16 protein-coding genes are annotated in these 19,405 nt (G+C 42.9%); 11 read left to right on the top strand and 5 right to left on the bottom strand.

What is annotated here, in order from left to right:
* Positions 1 to 186: 186 nt before the first annotated feature.
* The 4 genes from FQ083_RS06930 (at position 187) to FQ083_RS06915 (ending at position 3,583) form a co-directional block, all read left to right on the top strand.
* Complete coding sequence (locus tag FQ083_RS06930) at positions 187 to 852, top strand: UPF0149 family protein (protein WP_133104731.1); 666 nt, start codon at positions 187 to 189, stop codon at positions 850 to 852.
* A gap of 96 nt (positions 853 to 948) precedes the next feature.
* Positions 949 to 1,446, top strand: coding sequence for a nucleoside deaminase (locus tag FQ083_RS06925; protein WP_149409333.1), 498 nt, complete (start codon positions 949 to 951; stop codon positions 1,444 to 1,446).
* Positions 1,447 to 1,480: 34 nt separating this feature from the next.
* Positions 1,481 to 2,731, top strand: a complete 1,251-nt coding sequence (gene argE / locus FQ083_RS06920) for an acetylornithine deacetylase (RefSeq protein ID WP_149409332.1) — start codon at positions 1,481 to 1,483, stop codon at positions 2,729 to 2,731.
* 102 nt (positions 2,732 to 2,833) lie between these two features.
* The gene (locus FQ083_RS06915) at positions 2,834 to 3,583 is read left to right on the top strand and encodes a LysE family translocator (protein ID WP_149409331.1); all 750 of its coding nucleotides are present in this window, start codon (positions 2,834 to 2,836) and stop codon (positions 3,581 to 3,583) included.
* A gap of 292 nt (positions 3,584 to 3,875) precedes the next feature.
* On the opposite strand, the gene miaB is transcribed toward FQ083_RS06915, so the two are convergent.
* Positions 3,876 to 5,366: a tRNA (N6-isopentenyl adenosine(37)-C2)-methylthiotransferase MiaB gene (gene miaB / locus FQ083_RS06910; RefSeq protein ID WP_149409330.1), complete on the bottom strand. Its 1,491-nt coding sequence runs from the start codon at positions 5,364 to 5,366 to the stop codon at positions 3,876 to 3,878.
* 463 nt (positions 5,367 to 5,829) lie between these two features.
* Here miaB and FQ083_RS06905 point away from each other — a divergent pair, with 463 nt between their 5' ends.
* From FQ083_RS06905 to FQ083_RS06890, 4 genes are all read left to right on the top strand, one after another.
* The gene (locus FQ083_RS06905; RefSeq protein WP_149409329.1) at positions 5,830 to 8,052 is read left to right on the top strand and encodes a lytic transglycosylase domain-containing protein; all 2,223 of its coding nucleotides are present in this window, start codon (positions 5,830 to 5,832) and stop codon (positions 8,050 to 8,052) included.
* A 458-nt stretch (positions 8,053 to 8,510) separates the two neighbouring features.
* Positions 8,511 to 9,170: a ribonuclease T2 gene (locus FQ083_RS06900; protein ID WP_020444206.1), complete on the top strand. Its 660-nt coding sequence runs from the start codon at positions 8,511 to 8,513 to the stop codon at positions 9,168 to 9,170.
* Positions 9,171 to 9,467: 297 nt separating this feature from the next.
* Positions 9,468 to 10,451 (top strand): malate dehydrogenase, encoded by a 984-nt coding sequence (locus FQ083_RS06895; protein ID WP_149409420.1) that lies wholly within the window; start codon positions 9,468 to 9,470, stop codon positions 10,449 to 10,451.
* Between the two features lie 293 nt (positions 10,452 to 10,744).
* The gene (locus tag FQ083_RS06890; protein WP_149409328.1) at positions 10,745 to 10,984 is read left to right on the top strand and encodes a DUF2789 domain-containing protein; all 240 of its coding nucleotides are present in this window, start codon (positions 10,745 to 10,747) and stop codon (positions 10,982 to 10,984) included.
* A gap of 114 nt (positions 10,985 to 11,098) precedes the next feature.
* On the opposite strand, the gene ribF is transcribed toward FQ083_RS06890, so the two are convergent.
* Entirely contained in the window at positions 11,099 to 12,142 is a 1,044-nt protein-coding gene (gene ribF, locus FQ083_RS06885) for a bifunctional riboflavin kinase/FAD synthetase (RefSeq protein ID WP_149409327.1), read from the bottom strand.
* A 255-nt stretch (positions 12,143 to 12,397) separates the two neighbouring features.
* Here ribF and FQ083_RS06880 point away from each other — a divergent pair, with 255 nt between their 5' ends.
* Positions 12,398 to 13,033: a GNAT family N-acetyltransferase gene (locus FQ083_RS06880; protein WP_149409326.1), complete on the top strand. Its 636-nt coding sequence runs from the start codon at positions 12,398 to 12,400 to the stop codon at positions 13,031 to 13,033.
* A gap of 39 nt (positions 13,034 to 13,072) precedes the next feature.
* Here the strand turns inward: FQ083_RS06880 and FQ083_RS06875 are convergent, their stop codons facing one another.
* The 3 genes from FQ083_RS06875 to ampD all read right to left on the bottom strand — a co-directional run bounded on the left by FQ083_RS06875 (position 13,073) and on the right by ampD (position 16,112).
* Positions 13,073 to 13,687, bottom strand: coding sequence for a hypothetical protein (locus tag FQ083_RS06875; RefSeq protein ID WP_149409325.1), 615 nt, complete (start codon positions 13,685 to 13,687; stop codon positions 13,073 to 13,075).
* Positions 13,688 to 13,809: 122 nt separating this feature from the next.
* Positions 13,810 to 15,360: a murein biosynthesis integral membrane protein MurJ gene (gene murJ, locus FQ083_RS06870; RefSeq protein ID WP_011514356.1), complete on the bottom strand. Its 1,551-nt coding sequence runs from the start codon at positions 15,358 to 15,360 to the stop codon at positions 13,810 to 13,812.
* 161 nt (positions 15,361 to 15,521) lie between these two features.
* Positions 15,522 to 16,112 carry a 1,6-anhydro-N-acetylmuramyl-L-alanine amidase AmpD gene (gene ampD / locus FQ083_RS06865; protein ID WP_149409324.1) on the bottom strand — a complete coding sequence of 197 codons (591 nt, stop codon included), beginning with the start codon at positions 16,110 to 16,112 and terminating at the stop codon, positions 15,522 to 15,524.
* Between the two features lie 217 nt (positions 16,113 to 16,329).
* Here ampD and FQ083_RS06860 point away from each other — a divergent pair, with 217 nt between their 5' ends.
* Together FQ083_RS06860 and FQ083_RS06855 are read left to right on the top strand one after the other, a co-directional pair.
* Complete coding sequence (locus tag FQ083_RS06860) at positions 16,330 to 18,435, top strand: DUF4105 domain-containing protein (RefSeq protein WP_262880920.1); 2,106 nt, start codon at positions 16,330 to 16,332, stop codon at positions 18,433 to 18,435.
* A gap of 49 nt (positions 18,436 to 18,484) precedes the next feature.
* Positions 18,485 to 19,324 carry an SDR family oxidoreductase gene (locus FQ083_RS06855; RefSeq protein WP_149409322.1) on the top strand — a complete coding sequence of 280 codons (840 nt, stop codon included), beginning with the start codon at positions 18,485 to 18,487 and terminating at the stop codon, positions 19,322 to 19,324.
* The last annotated feature ends 81 nt before the right edge of the window (positions 19,325 to 19,405 follow it).

Raw genomic sequence — 19,405 nt, 5'->3', positions numbered from 1 at the left:
GTAAATGAATGTTGTTGTCTGCGTTTAATAATGCCATAGGTGACCGCATAATATCTATACCAACAAAGTAATTACCAGCATTAGGCTTGATCTCTTTATTTTTTATGAATCACTGCCTCATCGATAACATTGTACTGATTTTATTTTATAAGCAATCATTAACCATCAATTATTAGGACATCTATTATGAATGACAATATCTCTGGCTGGAATACGTGGCTAAAGGCTTTTGACGACTGGACTGATGTGTCTATCAGTGAGGTACATGGTCTAATGACGGGGCTGATGACTGCTTGCGACGCGCCTGATGAACAGGTATGGGCCAAGGTATTTGAAGAACTGAGTTTTGCGCCATTACCTGACGAAGCGTTGACCTTGCTGACTGAAGAAGCCGAGGACACCGTATTTCAGCTAAAAGACAAGGATGATGCTTATTCCTATACGCCGCTTGTGCCAGATGATGAACATGACCTATACGAGCGCGTAATGGCATTGAAACAGTGGGCAAATGGTTTTATGACCGGCTTTGGTATCACTGATTGTCGTCTGAGCAGTGAAGAAAATGAGATGCTTACTGATTTGGCAAAAATTGGTGGTATTCGTTTAGAAGACGATGAAGATTTTGAAGGCGGCGAAGAGTCTTATTTGTACATTTATGAATTTGCCCGTATGGTACCAGTGAGCTTTGCCACTCGTCAGCGTAAGCCTGTGAAAGACATTGCGCTAATTGCTGGTCTTGCTATCGATGCCAAAACCACTAAAGAGTTACAATCAGAAGGTAAGGCTTCTAATACTAAGCCAAAACCTATGCCACCTGTCATTGATGTGATGAATCAGAATCATCCATCGTAAGTCAGATCCGTCATAAAGGGTTTGGTAATATATGGGGTACTATAAAACCTAATAAAGGACTGTAATTTGCTATAAGGTAATAAAAGGGAGACTGAGATGATAACTGGGAATGATGATAAAGCCGATAATATGATGCATTTGCGCCGCTCTATTGAGCTTGCTACCGAAGCCTTAGAGGCAGGTGATGAGCCATTTGGGAGTGTGTTGGTCGCTGGTGATGGTCAAGTGTTGCACGAAGACCGTAATCGCGCCAATAGCGTCGATGCTACTTATCACCCTGAGATTGCTGTTGCCCAATGGGCAGCAAAGCATATGACGGCTGAAGCGCGTGCGCAAGCAGTGGTTTATACTTCCGGTGAGCATTGTGCTATGTGCTCCGCCGCTCATGCGTGGTCAGGGCTTGGTCGCATTGTTTATGTTAGCTCATCAAAACAGTTGGATGAATGGATGCAGGAGATGGGTGTAAAATCTTCATCACCAATCAATTCATTAAGTATTCAAGAGGTAGCACCAAATGTGCCAGTTGAAGGTCCGATTGCTGGATTAGATGCAGAAGTAAAAATGCTGCAACAACGTGCATTTCAAAGACGCTAAGCTCTTTTTATCTTTATCGTATTAAGGATTTTTTATGACTGTATCAACTCGTACTGATGGCTTATCTCACGCTGTAATGGATACTGACTATCCATCGAATAGCATTGACTGGCTTACAAGGCTGATTGCTTTTGATACGGTCAGTCGCCATTCAAACTTGGCATTGATTGAATATGTACAAAGCTATTGTGAGCAGTTAGGCTTAAGCGTAGATTTGACCTTTAATGATGCCAAAAATAAAGCCAATTTATTTGTCACCGTAGCAGCAGGTGGCAATGCTAATAAAAGTGCTGATATCATCAATCATGGTTTGATGCTATCAGGACATACTGATGTCGTACCAGTTGATGGTCAAGCATGGACATCAGAGCCATTTACTGCGACGATTCGTGGTGACAAGCTATATGGACGTGGTGCTTGCGATATGAAAGGCTTTATTGCGTGTGCGCTAACTTTATTGCCAAAAGCGGTGGAGTTATCAAATAGTGGTCAACTGCGCCGTCCTCTTCATTTGGCGTTGTCGTTTGATGAAGAAGTCGGCTGCTTGGGTGCGCCATTAATTTTGGCAGACTTAAAAGCTCGCGGTATCACTCCTGATTATTGTATCGTCGGTGAGCCCACCAATATGGCGATGGTTGTGGCGCATAAAGGTATTGCTGTTTATCGCTGCCGCGTCCACGGCAAGTCTTCACACTCGTCATTGACAGCAACAGGTGTAAACGCCATCAGTTATGCCAGTCGTTTGATTGGCTATGTTGATACTTTGGCAGAAGAAATAAGTCATCGTGACGATAATGATGCACTGTTCGATGTCCCTTATTCGACATTGTCTGTGGGCACCATACAAGGTGGTACAGCGACCAATATTGTGCCCAATCTGTGTGAGTTCACCTTTGATTATCGCAACCTGCCACATATGACACAGGACGACATTCTGCTACCGATTCAAGCAAAAGTCGCAGAACTAAGTGCACAGATGCAAGCGCGCGCTGCCGATACCGGCATTGAGCTGATGCAAGAAGAAAGCGTACCGGCAATGACAGATAATGATAGTGCCGAGCTACAAGCATTGATAACAGCACTAACAGGTGACACTCAACGCCATAAAGTTGCTTACGCTACCGAAGGCGGACAGTTTACTAATAGCGGTATCCCAACGATTATCTGTGGTCCTGGCAGTATTGAGCAGGCGCATAAAGCCGATGAATATGTTAAGTTAAATGAGATTGAGCGCTGTGATAGCTTCTTACAGCGTCTATTAGAAAGTTGTACTATGGATAGATAAACCGCAAGGTTTAGGTCGTGGTTGGTATAATAAACACCGTCTTTATGGCGGTGTTTATTTTTTCGTTTAGTCAGTTTAAAATAAAAAAGTAGGGGTTGATTGATGTCTTGGCATCTGTTTGCGGTATTTTTTGCAAGTACGTTTTTTATCTCAGCGACACCGGGTCCGAATATGCTACTGGCATTTCAATATGGGATTAATTACGGAGTCAAGCGGACATTATGGACGCTAGCAGGTCTCAGTCTTGGGCTCTTTATCCTGTTGCTCTCAACGCTACTAGGCTTGGATGTCATTAGCCGTCAGTCACCATGGTTATTGACGGTCATTAAAACAGTCGGTGCCCTTTACCTTGTTTATTTGGGTGTTGCATCGTGGCGTGATAGTGGCAGCAATAGTAGCTTAATGAATGACGCCAATTCTATGAGCGAAGAAATTAGCGCAGAGTTAGCAACAAGCTCAAATCGCCCTGATAGCATTCATAAATCTGAGACACTCAAGCCGCGCTCGCTCTCTAGTGCTGCGGTCAAGATGGCACCTAGTAATGCTATGCTATTTCGCACAGGGATGTGGGTATCACTTTCTAACCCAAAGGCAATTTTATTTTTTGCAGCCTTCTTTCCTAAATTCATTAATTTTGGTGCGCCACTATGGCCGCAATATATTGTGCTTACCTTAGGACTGTTTCTCAGCGAGACGATTTGGCAGATAATATATACATTAGGCGGTAAAAAGCTTGCAGGGTGGTTAGATGTTGGTAAGCGTTTAGCTTGGCTCAATCGTGGTTGCGGCATTATATTTATATTAATTGCTGCCGCTTTATTGGTTGATGTGTTCAATAGTTTTATGATTTAAAAGTCGCTATTAGTTATAGTCAGTCCTAAATAAAATAAGTACAAATATTATAACGCGCTACTGGTATAAGTTTTTCTTGCTTGCTTGCTTGCTTGCTTGCTTGCTTGCTTGCTTGCTTGCTTGCTTGCTGTGCCTGCGCAGACAGAGGCAGCGCAAAACTTATCCCAGTAGCACTGTGTTTGATTTATAGTGGCTTGACTATAGTCATATAAAGGCTAATATTTAGTCATAAAAAAGCCGTTTACTAGTGAATAGTGAACGGCTTTTTTGGCTGTTTTATTTGCACCAATGATTAAGCTAAAACTGCTTCAATCTCGCCTTTTACCATGTGCGGACTCACAAAATCGGTAATACGTACGCTCACAATTTTACCCAACATCTCATCCATTTTATCAACATCGTAAGGGAACATGACCGTACGGGTATTGTCTGCTGTACCAATTAAACAATCAGGATGACGATTGGCGACTTGCTCAACTAAGACGCGAGTCGTGGTGCCGACCATCTCATGGGTTTTAGCAAGCGTTGAGTCGATAATAACTTTTTGGAATTCTGCCAAGCGCTCTTTCTTAGTTTTGAAGCTCACATCGTCCGGTAGTTCTGCTGCTGGCGTACCTGGACGCTTAGAATAGATAAAGCTATAAGAGTGATCAAAGTTTAACTCTTTTGCTAGATTTAAAGTATCTTGGAAGTCTTGCTCTGTTTCACCTGGGAAGCCAATGATAAAGTCGCTAGATAAGTGAATATCAGGACGTATGGCTTTCAGCTTATTAATCTGATTGGTATAAACATCAATAGTATGGTTACGCTTCATTGCCGCCAAGATAGCATTTGAACCGCTTTGTACAGGCAGATGCAAGTGTGATACTAGCTCTGGCAGTTGCGCATAGGCGTCAATGATATCATCAGTGAACTCTAGCGGATGGCTGGTTGTATAGCGAATACGCTCAACACCATCGACGTGTGACACATAGTGCAGGAGCTCTGCAAAACGGCAAATACTGCCATCGTCTTTTTCACCGCGATAGCCGTTGACGTTTTGACCGAGTAGATTGATTTCACGCACACCTTGTGCCGCTAAGCTGTCAATTTCAGCCAATACATCGTCCAGTGGACGTGACAATTCTTCACCACGTGTATAGGGCACGACGCAGAATGAGCAATACTTAGAGCAGCCTTCCATGATTGATACAAAGGCTTTAAACCCTTCTACTCTTGGCTCTGGTAAAAAATCAAACTTTTCGATACTTGGGAAGGATACATCCACCGTACCAATACGGTTCTTAGGCGCAATCTCACGCTGTTGATGCGATTGGTCATACAGCTCTGGCAAACGGTGCAACGTTTGCGGACCGAATACCATATCGACATAAGGCGCGCGCTTTTGAATGTTATCGCCTTCTTGCGAAGCCACACAACCACCAACACCAATAACAAGATCAGGGCGTTTTTCTTTCAATTTGCGCCAGCGACCCAATTCTGAAAAGACTTTTTCTTGGGCTTTTTCGCGAATGGAGCAAGTATTCATCAGCAGTACATCGGCTTCGTCGATATTATGCGTCACTTCCATACCATGTGAGTCACCAAGCACATCAAGCATTTTGCCCGAGTCATAGACATTCATCTGACAGCCTTGGGTGGTGACAAAAACCTTTTTGGTAGCTGATTTTACAGGAGCTTGTGCTGAACTTAGTTCATTGAGTGCAGTGATCGCAGGCGTGACAGCGGTAATGTCAGAAGCAGCAGCGTCATCGATGCGGGGATTAAATACAGTAACACTCATAAGGATAAGTCCATGATTGACCAAAAATATAGCGGGCTAGCCGATTAACAGGTGACGTATTTTATCACAACCCCGCGCTAATGTGAAAAGTTAGCGTCTGCTCATTATTGTAAGTAGATTAGATTATTTATAATAGTATCAATTGCTTATCGATCATTATTTGGTTATAACTAAGATGCATAATGATTGATGCCGATTTGTACGCAATAACACCTTCGTGTTACGCGGTGCTATCCAATTTATTAATGAAAAGTAAAGCTTATGGTTGAAAGTGCAACGAGTATAGTATGATGAATGCCATCCTATTAGCGTCATTGAATAAATCCTGATTTCTATCTGTCTAAAATATCGATTTAGGAATGTATTTTTTAAACCTGTATTTTAGAATCATTTGATTAGAGTCACTTTTTTAAAATATTATTTAAGACCCATTATATAAGACCCACTATAAAAGAGAGTCAGTATGAAAAAGCCGCAGGTTGCTCCTGATATGATTGATAAAAATATATATCAAAATGATACGCATAAGAGTTCTAAAAAAATGACGCTTAAAAAAAGTGCGCTGAGCTTGGCAGCGGCAGTCGGTGCTTTGGGCTTTTCGCAAGTAGCCTGTGCAGAATTGACATGGGGTGAGAGCGGCAGTTCTGAGCAACAAGGCAAATATCAAGTAGAGCGCTATCAGCCTGATGGCTATCAACCAAACAGTCAACAAAGTACTTTTCAACAAAACACTTCTCAACAAAACACTTCTCAACAAAACAGTGCTTATCAACCAGATAATGGCGTGGGTTCATTCACCGCAGCAGCCATTGCGGCAGAGCGCGGCGATGTCAATGCGCTTTATGATTATGAGCAAGTTATGAGCGGTGGCTTATTTGCCATGTATCCTACTTACTGGCGGATGAATGTAGATTTGAATTCGCAAAGTCCTGCAGCAGTGTCGCAGTTTGTGCGCCAATATCCAGATACGGTCATGGCAGAAAAACTGGCTGCTGATTTTGCTGAAACCAAAGCGGGTTCAAATGATTATGCTGCCGTGCGCCAAGTGGCAAATCTGATCACCAATGCTGATGACAGTGAGAAGTGTGCCGTTGCGCTTGGGTTTAATAATGGCGGCGATACCATGCGTGCTATGGCAGCGAAGTCTGATGTCTGGTTGACCACCAAAAAACAGCCAGCTCTATGTGATCAGCTAGCGCTTGAGATGAATAACAATGCCCTGATTAGCAACCCAGAGAGAGTTTCTCGCCTCAAACGTATGCTGCGTAAAGGCAAAACCGGTGATATCATGGCGTTATCTTCGCGCTTAGGTATGCCCATTCCTTATGCATCACTGAGTGACATCCAGCTTAATCCATCATCGTTCTTTAGTCGTTTCGCCCGTGAGCCTGCCAGCCAAACCAATCAATATTTGTATCTTTATGCGATGGGACGTGTCGCCGAAAAGTCTTATCATGAGGCGGCGTTGCAGTTAGAGTTTGATATCAAACAAGACAATCAGCGTTCAGCCAAATTGTTAACCGATGATACTCGCCGCGCAGCTTATCGTACTCTTGGTGTGCAACGCATGAATCACAATACCGATGATGGCTTTAACGTTGAAGCCGTCGACTGGTTCCGTAACAGCTTAGACAATGACTTTAGTTTTGAAGAAGCAGAATATTATGCCATGGCAGCGATTCGTTTTAGTCGCTGGGATGATGTGGTTGAAGCCATCTCAAGAATGGATGCCGAAACCCAAAAAGCCAATCAATGGCAGTATTGGTTGGCACGCGCTTATGAGCAGTCAAATGATGGCAGCAAGCGCAATACTGCTAAGAAAATGTATCAAAATCTCGCTAAAAGTAACGAATATTATGGTTTGATGGCAAAGGAAAAAGTTGGTCAACGTTTTGATGCCAGCCGTTTGGGGGGTAGTAATTTACCTAATATCAGTAGCGCGGATCGTGCGCGCGTCATGCAAAATCCACATTTTGCCCGTGCATTTGCGTTATATAACGCTGATGCCAGCCGAGCTTATGCCAATCGTGAGTGGAACTGGGCAGTCAAAAAAGCACGTGATAACCGTGATGAAAAATTAATCATTGCAGCAGCGCGTCAAGCCTATGATATGGGCTGGCTAGACCGTGCGATATATGCCATTGACAATACTGACAACGTCAATAGCGTTGCGATATCGCATCCGATGCCGCACCAAGATGCTGTAGTACGCTATAGTCAGTCAGCTGGTATCGATCCCGCTTGGGCATATGGCATCATGCGTCAAGAGAGCCGATTTGTAGCCTCTGCGCGCTCAAATGTCGGGGCAAGTGGACTGATGCAAGTCATGCCGGATACCGCAAAATATATTGCTCGTAATTTGGGCGAGACATATAGCGCAAGTCGTGCCAATAGCGGTGATACCAATATCCGTTATGGTACATGGTATATGGGTGATATCTTTGGGAAGCTAAACAGTCAGCCTGTATTAGCAACAGCAGGCTACAATGCTGGTCCAAACAATGCCAAGCGTTGGCAGCCAACCTATGGCTCACTGGCAGCGGATCAGTACGTTGAGTCTATTGCTTTTCCTGAAACACGGAATTATGTCAAACACGTGATGGAAAATGCCACCATCTATAGCAGCTTATTGGGTAATGGTCAGCCAATCACTCAGCGTATGGGTACCGTACCTGCCGCATTTTAATTTGAGTAATAGTAAAAAACCATTAACGATAAAAGGTTAATGGTTTTTTTACAGCTGCAATTTGTTAGCTTAGCAATCGTATTTTGACGACCAAATTTTTTCAATAATGACAATGGTTAATATAGATGATTCATCTATCATGCATGTTTACGTTTTTGCTATAGATTAAAAGAGGTTTTTTGCTACCATTGCTGTCATTATGAGTGATTTTTTCATAAGGTTTTGTTGAAATAATCAATCTTTGCTTTGAGCTTAATTAGCCAATTTGAGTAATATTACCCGAATCTAGAAGCTATTTTGCAAAAGCTGATCCTTATCATTACTCAATACTTTACCTTTATATAATAAAAAACACCTCAATCTGCCTATATCGTTGCACATTAGGCATCGGTGAACTCTTTAAACCAAACTGGGCTTGATGCCAAAAAACAGTGATATCAGAGTACGTAAGTGACAATATGACAAGTAAACAGTATAACTATAGCGGTTGGACAGCTTTTAGTATTGCCACTTTGCTACTGTTGCAAGGGACAATGGCTATGTCTGCCCAAGCGGCTAACGCGAGTAAAAGTGGTCATCGCGTGCTGATGATTGAGATGACACCAGCATTATGTAACTTGCAACCAACGCGTTCGCGTATGCGTCAGTGTCTAGAAGGCTATTCCTTGACTGTGTCAGGTTTAGACATGGGTTATGGAGAACGCTGCGGACGTGGTAGTGAGCCGCGTATTACACCGCTACAGTTAAAAGTCGTCAACCGTATTATGCCTGATACCACAGTGCGTACCCAAGCGTGGCAACGTTATGGCGCTTGTAGTCCATTAAGCTCCAGTAATTACTTCCGCCAAATCACTAACTATGCGGGCGCTCTCAAGCTGCCAAATGAGCTAAACACGGGCAATAGTTATACGGTATTAAAATCTCGTTTTATCGGTCAAATGACCAGCTTAAATAGTGGTATGACTCCTGCTAGTGTCGATCTGATTTGTCAGGCAGGTACGCAACGTCAAATGATATTGACGGATGTACATGTCTGTTATGAAGGCAGTGAATTTGGCAACTGTCATAATGTCGTGGACAATTGTGGCAGCAAATTCGTTATTTCAGGCGGTAAATAATCCGTCTTTATCTGGTTTGATTATCTCTCCTTTTACATCGCACATCTTACGCTTAACCTATTTCTATCCTGCTATATAAATTGTCAATATATCATCGTATAAAATGTAACAATATAGTTAGGGATAGGTTTCTTGCTTTATCTAGACGCTTAATAGACTGAAGTGCTACACTAGCTCTCGGTTTATGACTACTATATTAATCGAGTAAGCATTCAGCGAGTAAATCGCTATCTAAATCGATAATCACCAATTAGAATCGTGAATATCTAATCAATAATTAGGGAGTATTCAATGTCAATGAAACAGCCTGTACGCGTTGCCGTGACTGGTGCCGCTGGTAATATCAGCTATGCTATGTTATTTCGTATTGCTTCTGGCGAGATGCTAGGTAAAGATCAGCCAGTGATTCTGCAATTACTTGAAATCGCTCCAGCACTCGACGCCCTAAAGGGTGTGGTCATGGAATTAGAAGACTGTGCATTCCCATTATTGGCTGGTGTCGTCCAAACTGATGATGCAACCGTGGCTTTTAAAGATGTCGATTATGCGTTACTCGTAGGCTCACGCCCTCGTGGTCCTGGTATGGAACGTAAGGATTTGCTAGAAGCCAATGCTGCGATTTTCTCAGCGCAAGGTAAAGCATTGAATGATGTTGCAAGCCGTGATGTTAAAGTATTAGTAGTAGGTAATCCTGCTAACACCAACGCTGTTATCGCTCAGCGTAACGCACCAGATTTAGATCCACGTAACTTCACTGCCATGACTCGCCTAGATCATAATCGTGCAATGGCACAGTTAGCTGGCAAGACTGACAGCACGGTTAATGACGTAAAGAAAATGATCATCTGGGGCAACCATTCATCAACTCAGTATCCTGATTTGACGGCGAGCACAGTAAATGGCAAATCAGCGTTAGACTTGGTTGATCGCGCATGGTATGAAGGTACTTATATCCCAGAAGTACAACAACGTGGCGCTGCAATCATCAAAGCACGTGGTGCATCATCTGCCGCTTCTGCTGCCAATGCTGCTATCGCACACGTACGTACGTGGGTAATGGGTACTGATGAGAATGATTGGGTATCTATGGGTGTCTATTCAAACGGTGAGTACGGTATTGCTAAAGGTTTGATTTACTCATTCCCAGTAACTTGTGCTAACGGCGATTGGTCTATCGTAGATGGCGTTGATGTGTCATCAGATTTCTCAAAAGAGAAAATGGCAGCCACTGAGCAAGAGCTGAGCGAAGAGCGTGATGCAGTAGCGCACTTATTACCGTAAGCTTTTAGGCTATTATCATATTAGAGCTGTTTATATTCAGCACTAAGTAAAAGGCCCTCATTTATCATGAGGGCTTTTTTTGTTTGAATTTTAGCGTGCTGTCAGCATTATTTATATTTCATCGATAAATAGCCTACTTGTGATGCCTATTTCCGCATAATGCTTAAAGGTTAATACAATTGATAACGTTAGATAAACGTTGATTAACAGCTATTACTATAAAGCTTGCTACAATAATCAAGTTCATTTAAATAATAAGCATAAGTAAATTTTGCCATTTAAGGAGAAAATGTATGTTAGGCGAACCTGAATATAATATGAGTGAGTTATTCGCTCAGTTGGGTCTTGATAGCTCTGATGAGGCGATTGATCATTTTATTGAAAACAATCAATTAGCAAAAGAAGAAAAATTGACAGAAGCCAGTATCTGGAATGACAACCAACGTATGTTCCTACAAGAAGAATGGGAAAAAGATGCAGCGTGGGTAGAAGTGATTGATGAATTGAATGTCCGTTTGCACCCACAGGCGTAAGTTATCAGTTAGGCAATAAAAAATATCCTGATAATAGACCAGCCATTAAAAAACCCACAACCTTTAAAGTTGTGGGTTTTTATTTATCAATGATTTGCTTAAAAGGGTCACTACTTAACCGTCCGTTTGCTTGTCTCGCCATTCAATCAATTCTTGTACATCATGATGAATACCTTGTTTTAGCGCATCCAAACTTTCGTAATGACGTTCTCCATGCAAATAATGCAAAAAACGCACCTGCAAGGTCAAACCATATAAGTCGGCTTGCAGTTGTGGAAAGTGTACTTCCAAACGCCAATCATGGGTTTTGTCGACGGAAGGTCTAGTGCCGATATTAGCAGTACCGAACAAACTGTGTGCCTGCAAACCTGCTATGCCTTTATGACCATCATCTGCACGTTTGACTAAATCGCTTGGTATAACATTGCCATCATTATCTAGGCTAACCACATCGACCGCAAAAATACCATGTAAGGCAGGCTTAATACGTTTTAGGTCAATATTAGCAGTCGGGAAATCCATGGTGCGACCAATTTTATCACCGCCAACGACCGTGCCAGTAATAGCGTAATCTCGACCAAGTAATGCATTAGCCGCATCGATATCACCTGCCAGTAAGAGATCCCGAATACGAGTGGAGCTGATGCGTGCTGCTTTATGATTATCGTCAGTAATCGTATCTAGATTGGTCACATGCAAACCATAATCGCGTAAAAACTGACTGTCACCAGTACGATCATGCCCAAATTTAAAATCATCACCCAATACTAAGGCTTGTACATTTAAACGCTGTGCTAAAATATCTGCAAATGCCTGCGCTGATAATGAGCGAAATTCGTTGTCGAAGCCTGCCACAATCAAGGTTTCAACGCCATATTCTGCTAGCAACGCTTGCTTTTCGGCAAGATTGGTTAAACGGGCTGGGGCAGCAGCAGGAGCAAAGAACTCTCTTGGCTGTGGCTCAAATATCATCACGGCAGAGCCAAGATTACGCGCCTTTGCAAGTTCGCGCACTTGAGTAAGCATCGCTTGATGTCCCAAATGCACGCCATCAAAATTGCCAATAGTGAGCACACAGGGCGCTAAAGCTACTGGGTTGGTATTGGTAGGCGAAGCGTCTGATGACGCCAGCAGTTGCTCAAGAAAATAGGTATTCATAAATGTTCAGCTATGATAGATGAAACCAGATAAAAAATGAAAAACACATTTGGATATAAAATCGATGTGTTTAAAATCAGCCATTATAAAGTAAAATAGCCAGACTAACATCCTATAGTCTGCTGATAATGGCAGAACGGTATTGTCCGTTTTATATCATAGTTATTTTACTGACTGAAGCTTGTTTGACTCCCTAGATATCGCTTTATAGGGTGATCAAACTATTAACGATGAATAACCCATTACGGAGGTGCTATGTCTGCAATAACAGCTAACCCACATTCTAAACCTATTTTTGATCGGACTAATTTGCCTATATTGACGAATAAGTTTGGCGATACATTTATGGTGCAGTATGCGACTGCAAATGATTTATCTGAAGTTTTAGCCATTTATAATCAAAGTATTGCTGGTAAGCAGGCAACGGCCAATCTAGAACCAGTAACTTATGAAGAGCGGGTAGCTTGGTTTGTAGAACATATCGAGAGTGCAACACGACCTATCTATGTCGTTAGAATGGTAGATATAGCTGTGAAAGACGATATGCATAAAAAACACCCGTCAATTGTCGCATGGGGCAGCTTTAGTGATTTGTATGCGCGTCCGGCTTATCATATTAGTAGCGAGATCAGCATTTATATTCACAACAACTATCATAGTCGAGGGCTAGGCAGTTTATTGCTTCGCTGGATGTTACAGCAAGCGCCAAGCCTTGGGATTCATAATGTCGCTGCGCTTATTTTTGCCCATAACCAGCCAAGCTTAGGGTTATTTCATAAGCTTGGCTTTGAGCAATGGGGATTGATGCCACAAGTCTGTGATATGGATGGATTTATCGCTGATGTCGTGATGCTGGGTAAACGAGTGCTAGATAATGACAATGATATCTAAAATAACTATGGTGACATTCCTGCTTTAAACAAGCATTTTTTACCCCAATATTTTCCATTCACCATTGATTTTTTGCAGCTCATAAGCCAAAGGCGCAGGCTCACTTTGACCTTTTAATCTTAGCTCACCTGTGACCGTGGCTTTTGTTTTATCGCTATTGTACTTGGTATCAATAATAGTGACCGCTTCAACCGTCTGCTTAAAGGCAAACTGGGTATTTTTTAACTCTTCAGCGAAATTCTCCATATCGACTTTATAGTATGACGCCGCTTTCTTAACGTCGCCATAATATAATGTATCAAGCGCCAGTTTCACCGTATTTTCTGGTGTACCTGCTTCGGTTCGATTGGTTAGTATACTTGGCTCTTTTACAGCTGCTGCGATAGGGCTGATATCTTGACTGACGATGTCGTTATCTGACTTAGCCGCATCACTGTTAGCTATGCTATCAGTCTTATTAACATCAGCAGTACTATCAACATCATCCGTGCTGTTAACAGTATTTATGGCAGATGAGCTGTCCGTTGTCTCGTCTGCTGGCTGGGTCTCTACCTTGTTATTATCGCTACAACCGCTTATTAATAATCCAGCACTGAGTAGACCGGTCAAAAAAATCATAGGTAAGCGTTGAGCTGCAAGCTGCTGAGTAGTCATATAAAACCTTAATATTGAGTAATTTAACAATAAGCTATTATGGCAACTATCAGCAGTATGCACTGTCAATTCTCATATTGAGCTTGTTTTGGTTTGGTAAACCAATAATTTATCTAGCACTTTTAACCATGTTTGAGCTGGCGAGGACGGAAGCCTGTTGCTAATAATACTCCGCCGTAAACCAGCGCACCGACCACACACATAATCAGCAGCGCAACCAAACGTTGCCACTGTGCCTTATCAGTTGGAAAGTACGGTAGCATGACATAAAGCACAGCGATCATAGCACTGGTAGAGATTGCAAACTGCGCAAACAGTTTTTTCCAGTGACTGCCAAAACGGAAAATATCACGCTTATGCAAGAAGTAATACAGTAAGCCTGCATTCACAAATGATGCGCCAGTCGTTGCAAGTGCCAGGCCGCCATGCAATGGAATCTCAAGGAAGTAAAATATCCCAATGAAGATAACACTAAAAATCATATTAGCAAAAACGGAAATAATACCGATTCTGACGGGCGTGCGGATATCTTGACGAGCGAAGAAAGCAGGGGCAAAGACTTTAATCAACATAAAGCCTAAGATGCCACCCGCCATGCTTTTTAGCGCAAGCGAACTCATTTGCGCATCACGTAAAGTAAATTCGCCACGTAAAAATAGCGCTTGCATGAGCACGTCAGACAGAATAAACAGTGCTGCCGATGCAGGTACACCGACTAAGATAATTAAGCGAGCTGCCCAATCGATTGTCTTTTTAAAACTGACATCGTCTTTTTGGGCTTCACTTTTTGATAGGCTTGGCAAAATGACTGTACCAATTGCCACACCAATTAAACCAAGGGGTAACTCGCTCATACGCTCAGCGGCATATAGCCACGAGACTGAGCCGCCAATCATCAAAGAGGCAAAGATAGTATTTAATAGCAGATTAATTTGAGTAACCGATACCCCAAAGATAGCAGGTAGCATCAGCTTTAATATGCGTCTGACGCCTTCATGCTGGAAGTCGATTTTGGGCATCACCAGTAGTTTTTGCTGGGATAACTGTGGCAATTGCAGTAGGAGCTGTAATAAACCAGCGATAGCGACCGCATAACCGAGCGCCATAATGGGCGTCTCAAACATAGGTGCAAAAACCAGCGCGCCACCAATCATACACAGATTGAGTAATACGGGTGCAAAGGCTGGTGCCGCAAAACGTCCGTAACTTTGTAAAATGCCACTGGCAAAAGCGGTCATTGAGATAAATAATAAGTAAGGGAAGGTGAGGCGCAACAGCTCAGCGGTAATCGCAAACTTATCAGGTTGATCAGCAAAACCGGGCGCAAATAAAGTCACGACCCACGGTGCCATTAAAATAACCACTACGGTAAGCATCGATAAAATTAACATCAGTGCGCCTGACGTGCGACTGACTAATATCTGTACTTCTCGTAGACTATATTTTTCTTTATATTCAGATAAAACAGGTACAAAGGCCTGACTAAATGCGCCTTCAGCAAACAGGCGTCGCAGAAAGTTCGGTATCTTAAAGGCGACCAAGAAAGCGTCCATCAGACCGCCAGCGCCAAAGACGCCTAATAACACAATATCGCGTACCAGACCTAAAATACGCGAAAGCATGGTCATGCTACTGACCACCATGGTTGAACGAAATAACCGACTTTTTGCCATGAGAACCTATTATGCCAATTTGTTTAGTGATGGTTGCTTGCTGATTTACGAGAGTCAAAAAAACTGTCAGATTATAGCACTTTCATAACCTAGGTAAATGCATTGAATATGGAATATGTATTCTTCTATTTCTTGAGATTTTATCCTCATTGAAGTAAGGTTTAGCCCTCAAGAAGGCGGGCTACCATTTCACGCAATTTCGTCCATTCAAAACAATCACCGGGGTCAGTCTTGCGACCGGGTGCAATGTCACTATGACCAGTCAGATGCCGACAGGTTTTGGGATACGCGTCATAGATTGCGACGATTGCGTTTGCCAATGCCTCATACTGCGCCGCGCTAAAGGGCACAAAATCTGACCCTTCAAGCTCAATGCCAATGCTATAATCATTACATTCGGCTCGACCAAGATAGCTCGACCTGCCGGCATGCCATGCACGCTCATTAAAATTCACAAATTGGGTGATAGTACCGTCACGCTCGATAAATAAATGTGCGGAAACTTCAGCGCCTTTTATTGTCTGAAAATAAGGATGGGCGTCCCAGTCTAATTGATTGGTGAACAAGGCTTTGACGTAGTGGTTGCCATCAGAACCGCACGCGCCAAACTCGTTAGGCGGTAGGCTAATATTGTGAATAACAATTGTATCAATGCTGATATGTTCAGGTCTTTTATTAGTGTTTGGCGATGCAAGCCACGTGGCGGCAGATAATTGACCCTCGTTGATAGTCATTGATGATGCTATAGACATAATGCTCTCTTTTATCGTGGTTATTAATCAGCAGAAGAATGCGTTTTATCGTAAATTTTGTATAAATAAATAGCAAATATATCTTCATTTCAGTATAAACAAGAGAGACGTCAATAATATTTTGCTAAAAGTCTATTGTTACTCATAAATGTTCAAATTTTTAATGAGCGTCCATCACGCGATAAGCGTATCACCTTTACAGTGCGAGATTTTACTTATGTCCATATACTCAGTTTCAAATCGTATTGCGCTAGATGGTACGCCAATACAGCTTAGCCGCCGTGCACGTTTGTCATTGGCGATAGCTGGACTGCTGCTAACTGCGCAAGCACAGGCATTTTTACCAACGCCTGCATCACTGGTCACGACTGATGAGCTTGCACTTAATACCGATGCCAATACCAATACCAATACCAATACCAATAATAACAATGCTAAAGCCGAAACAGATGCAAATCAGCTGCTAAATCTATGGCGTGAGCAGGCTAAGACAAAGAATCTTGCCCAAGATACGACGTGGCGCCGCTTATTATATTTCTCTGATGAGAAAAAAGGTTTGTTTGGCAAAAATAAAAATATCAGTGCGGTCGATGATGCTCGCTTCTTTTTGAGCCCAAATGGGCGTGAGGATTCAGGTGCTGAGCTTGATGCGATGCTTGTTGCCTTTGCTGATGAGATGGCTAATAAAACCAAAAATTCTAAAACTAATCATACTGTCCAAGCTAGTGATAGCAGCTCTGCGCTATGCCGTTTTCCAGCAAGAGCAAAATGGTTAAGCGATACCTTAGCTATTGAGAAGTCAGCGATGCAGGTAACTTGTCCAGAGCTGACGGCTTGGATGCAAAAGCTTGCCCCTGAGCAGCTGTCTATTATGTTTGCCCAAGAGTACTTAGACAATCCTCTGTCTGCTTTTGCGCATACCTTGTTGCGTATCGATTCAAAAGCAAGTGTGGCTGATCCAAGCCAAATTCATCATGCTTATGCGCTAAATGATACGGTCGATGGCGATACCAAAGATAACTTTGTATTGTATGCCATCAAATCTATGACGGGCGGCTATAACAATCTGATCGAGATTGACCCTTATCCAGAAAAGCTGGCTAAATATCTGCAAGACGATGAGCGTGATGCGTGGACATATCAATTGGATTTGACCCCAGAGGAAGTACAGCAAATCATATTGCATGTTTGGGAAACCAAAGATTTAAAATTGCCCTATTACTTTACCTCTGACAACTGTGCCTCTGAGATTTTGCGCCTGATAGATGTGGTACGTCCAGAGCAGCATTTATTAAGTCAGCTGCCTTATGCCGTTATTCCATCAGATGTGGTACAGCTGCTGAACAAAGAAGGTTTTCTCGCTAGCACCAATTATACGCCGGCTGATAGTACCTTACGCCAAGCGCAATTGAACAAAGTCAAACAGGAGCGTGAGCAGCTCGGCTACCATAACAACCCAAAACAGACGATTAATGAGATTAAGTCGGCCCAGCTCAATAAAGTTTCGAGCATGTCAGCTGATGGTCAGACGTTACTCCCTCACCAGATTGCGGTCTCAGATACCAATCCTCTCAATCGACATTCGCTGCAAATGGGCAGTATTGGTATCGGTCAGCGCGGCGATAATAATTACATCGATCTTGGCGCGCGCGCAGGCTATCACGATACCCTTGATCATCCTTCTGGTTTTCCGCAGTTCTTTGATTTAGAAGGTGCTTCTGCGACTGTGCGTTTGTATGACACAGATAATGATAAAGCCAATCAGCCAAAAAGTGTGGTGTTACAGAATTTGACTTTGATTAAAGGGCGTTCTTTTAACCCTGTCAATTCGGCTAAGAAGGGCAAAACCTGGGGCGCGAGTATAGAGGCCACGCGTGTAAACGATGGCTCGCAGCAAGCCGGTACCGATCATTTAGTTGGAAGCTTGGGCTATGAGTCTGGTTGGTCATGGGCGTTTGGTACGCCTAGTGCAGGGACGGGCGAGATGCCGCCACAGCTTTGTTATACCTTTTTGGCAGGTACCGCGCAAACGGGGCGTGGTATTAATAAAGGCTTTCGTGTCGGCGCAGGCGTAAACGCTGGCTGTCGTTATCAGATTAACAATCAGTTACGTGCGCAGGCTGAATTGCAATTGCCATATTGGTATCATGGCAGCAGCGACGACTCTAATGTGCGCGGTCATTATTGGCAGCCGATATCAAGCTTAGGGTTGCAATACGATATCGATAAAAAACAAGCATTACGTATCAATGCCAATTATGAATGGCAAGATCGCATTGATGCCAATGACGATGTACAGCTGTCATATCGACGTTATTTTTAGCAGCCACCAGTATTTTTAGCAGCATCTTCAAAGGCAGGCAGGAATTATGATGAATACGCATAATATATTAATTATCGGTCAAGGTGACATTGGATTACCAGTGACCAATAAGCTTGCGCAAGATAGCTTAAATGTCACAGGGCTGGCACGTAATGAGCGACAGCATTACGCACTGGATGATAAAGCTAAATTTATGCAAGCAGATGCGTTGACGCTTAGCGCTGAGCAACTGCAAGACTTTACTCATATTGCTATCATCGTCACCCCTGATGAGTACTCAACCAATGGTTATCACAATAGCTACTTGGCGATTAACCAGCATCTAGCGTTGCTTGCGGATAAACTATCCAATCTTCAGCGCATTGTTTTTATTTCTTCAACTGGCATCTATGGGCAAGATAACGGTGAATGGATCGATAAAGATACCGTGCCGATGCTGCCTAAACGCGAAGCATCACAGGTGATATTGCAAGCAGAGCAAATGCTGAAACAAGGTTTTGATGATAAAACAATTATCATTCGCCCAAGTGGTATTTATGGGAGCGAGCGCTTAATGCGTGTGCGTAAAGCTCAAGAGTCAGAGAAAAAGCCGATAGCAGCTGGCGTGTGGACCAATCGCATTATGGACTCTGATTTGGTCAATATTATCGCCAAAGTACTGACGATAGAGGTACCAAAGCCTGTTTATATTGCAACCGATTATTTGCCAGTGACGTCCTTTACGCTGACCACTTGGCTATGTGAGCAACTGGGTGAAGCGCTGCCAGTACTTGATGATAAGAATAGCGCCATGACCGGAAAGCGCTTGCATAGCAATATTCCGTTAGCGTGGCTGACGTATCCTGATTGGCAAATGGGATATGAAGATATTTTGCGTCATCAGAATTAATAAATCAGCTATAGTGCTTAGATACGTTTTTAAATATGTTGTTCATGAGTGCTGTTTTATAATAGCACTCACTTAGGGAGA

The sequence above is a fragment of the Psychrobacter sp. ANT_H59 genome (assembly GCF_008369225.1).
Taxonomy (GTDB): domain Bacteria; phylum Pseudomonadota; class Gammaproteobacteria; order Pseudomonadales; family Moraxellaceae; genus Psychrobacter; species Psychrobacter cryohalolentis.
The sequence above is the reverse complement of the archived record's forward strand: the minus strand, read 5'-3'. Positions and strand labels throughout refer to the sequence as shown.

Excerpts from the sequence above, each read along its gene's own strand:
- FQ083_RS06930 (WP_133104731.1), top strand. The coding sequence starts at position 187 with ATGAATGACAATATCTCTGGCTGGAATACGTGGCTAAAGGCTTTTGAC.
- FQ083_RS06925 (WP_149409333.1), top strand. The coding sequence starts at position 949 with ATGATAACTGGGAATGATGATAAAGCCGATAATATGATGCATTTGCGC.
- argE (WP_149409332.1), top strand. The coding sequence starts at position 1,481 with ATGACTGTATCAACTCGTACTGATGGCTTATCTCACGCTGTAATGGAT.
- FQ083_RS06915 (WP_149409331.1), top strand. The coding sequence starts at position 2,834 with ATGTCTTGGCATCTGTTTGCGGTATTTTTTGCAAGTACGTTTTTTATC.
- miaB (WP_149409330.1), bottom strand. The coding sequence starts at position 5,366 with ATGAGTGTTACTGTATTTAATCCCCGCATCGATGACGCTGCTGCTTCT.
- FQ083_RS06905 (WP_149409329.1), top strand. The coding sequence starts at position 5,830 with ATGAAAAAGCCGCAGGTTGCTCCTGATATGATTGATAAAAATATATAT.
- FQ083_RS06900 (WP_020444206.1), top strand. The coding sequence starts at position 8,511 with ATGACAAGTAAACAGTATAACTATAGCGGTTGGACAGCTTTTAGTATT.
- FQ083_RS06895 (WP_149409420.1), top strand. The coding sequence starts at position 9,468 with ATGAAACAGCCTGTACGCGTTGCCGTGACTGGTGCCGCTGGTAATATC.
- FQ083_RS06890 (WP_149409328.1), top strand. The coding sequence starts at position 10,745 with ATGTTAGGCGAACCTGAATATAATATGAGTGAGTTATTCGCTCAGTTG.
- ribF (WP_149409327.1), bottom strand. The coding sequence starts at position 12,142 with ATGAATACCTATTTTCTTGAGCAACTGCTGGCGTCATCAGACGCTTCG.
- FQ083_RS06880 (WP_149409326.1), top strand. The coding sequence starts at position 12,398 with ATGTCTGCAATAACAGCTAACCCACATTCTAAACCTATTTTTGATCGG.
- FQ083_RS06875 (WP_149409325.1), bottom strand. The coding sequence starts at position 13,687 with ATGACTACTCAGCAGCTTGCAGCTCAACGCTTACCTATGATTTTTTTG.
- murJ (WP_011514356.1), bottom strand. The coding sequence starts at position 15,360 with ATGGCAAAAAGTCGGTTATTTCGTTCAACCATGGTGGTCAGTAGCATG.
- ampD (WP_149409324.1), bottom strand. The coding sequence starts at position 16,112 with ATGTCTATAGCATCATCAATGACTATCAACGAGGGTCAATTATCTGCC.
- FQ083_RS06860 (WP_262880920.1), top strand. The coding sequence starts at position 16,330 with ATGTCCATATACTCAGTTTCAAATCGTATTGCGCTAGATGGTACGCCA.
- FQ083_RS06855 (WP_149409322.1), top strand. The coding sequence starts at position 18,485 with ATGAATACGCATAATATATTAATTATCGGTCAAGGTGACATTGGATTA.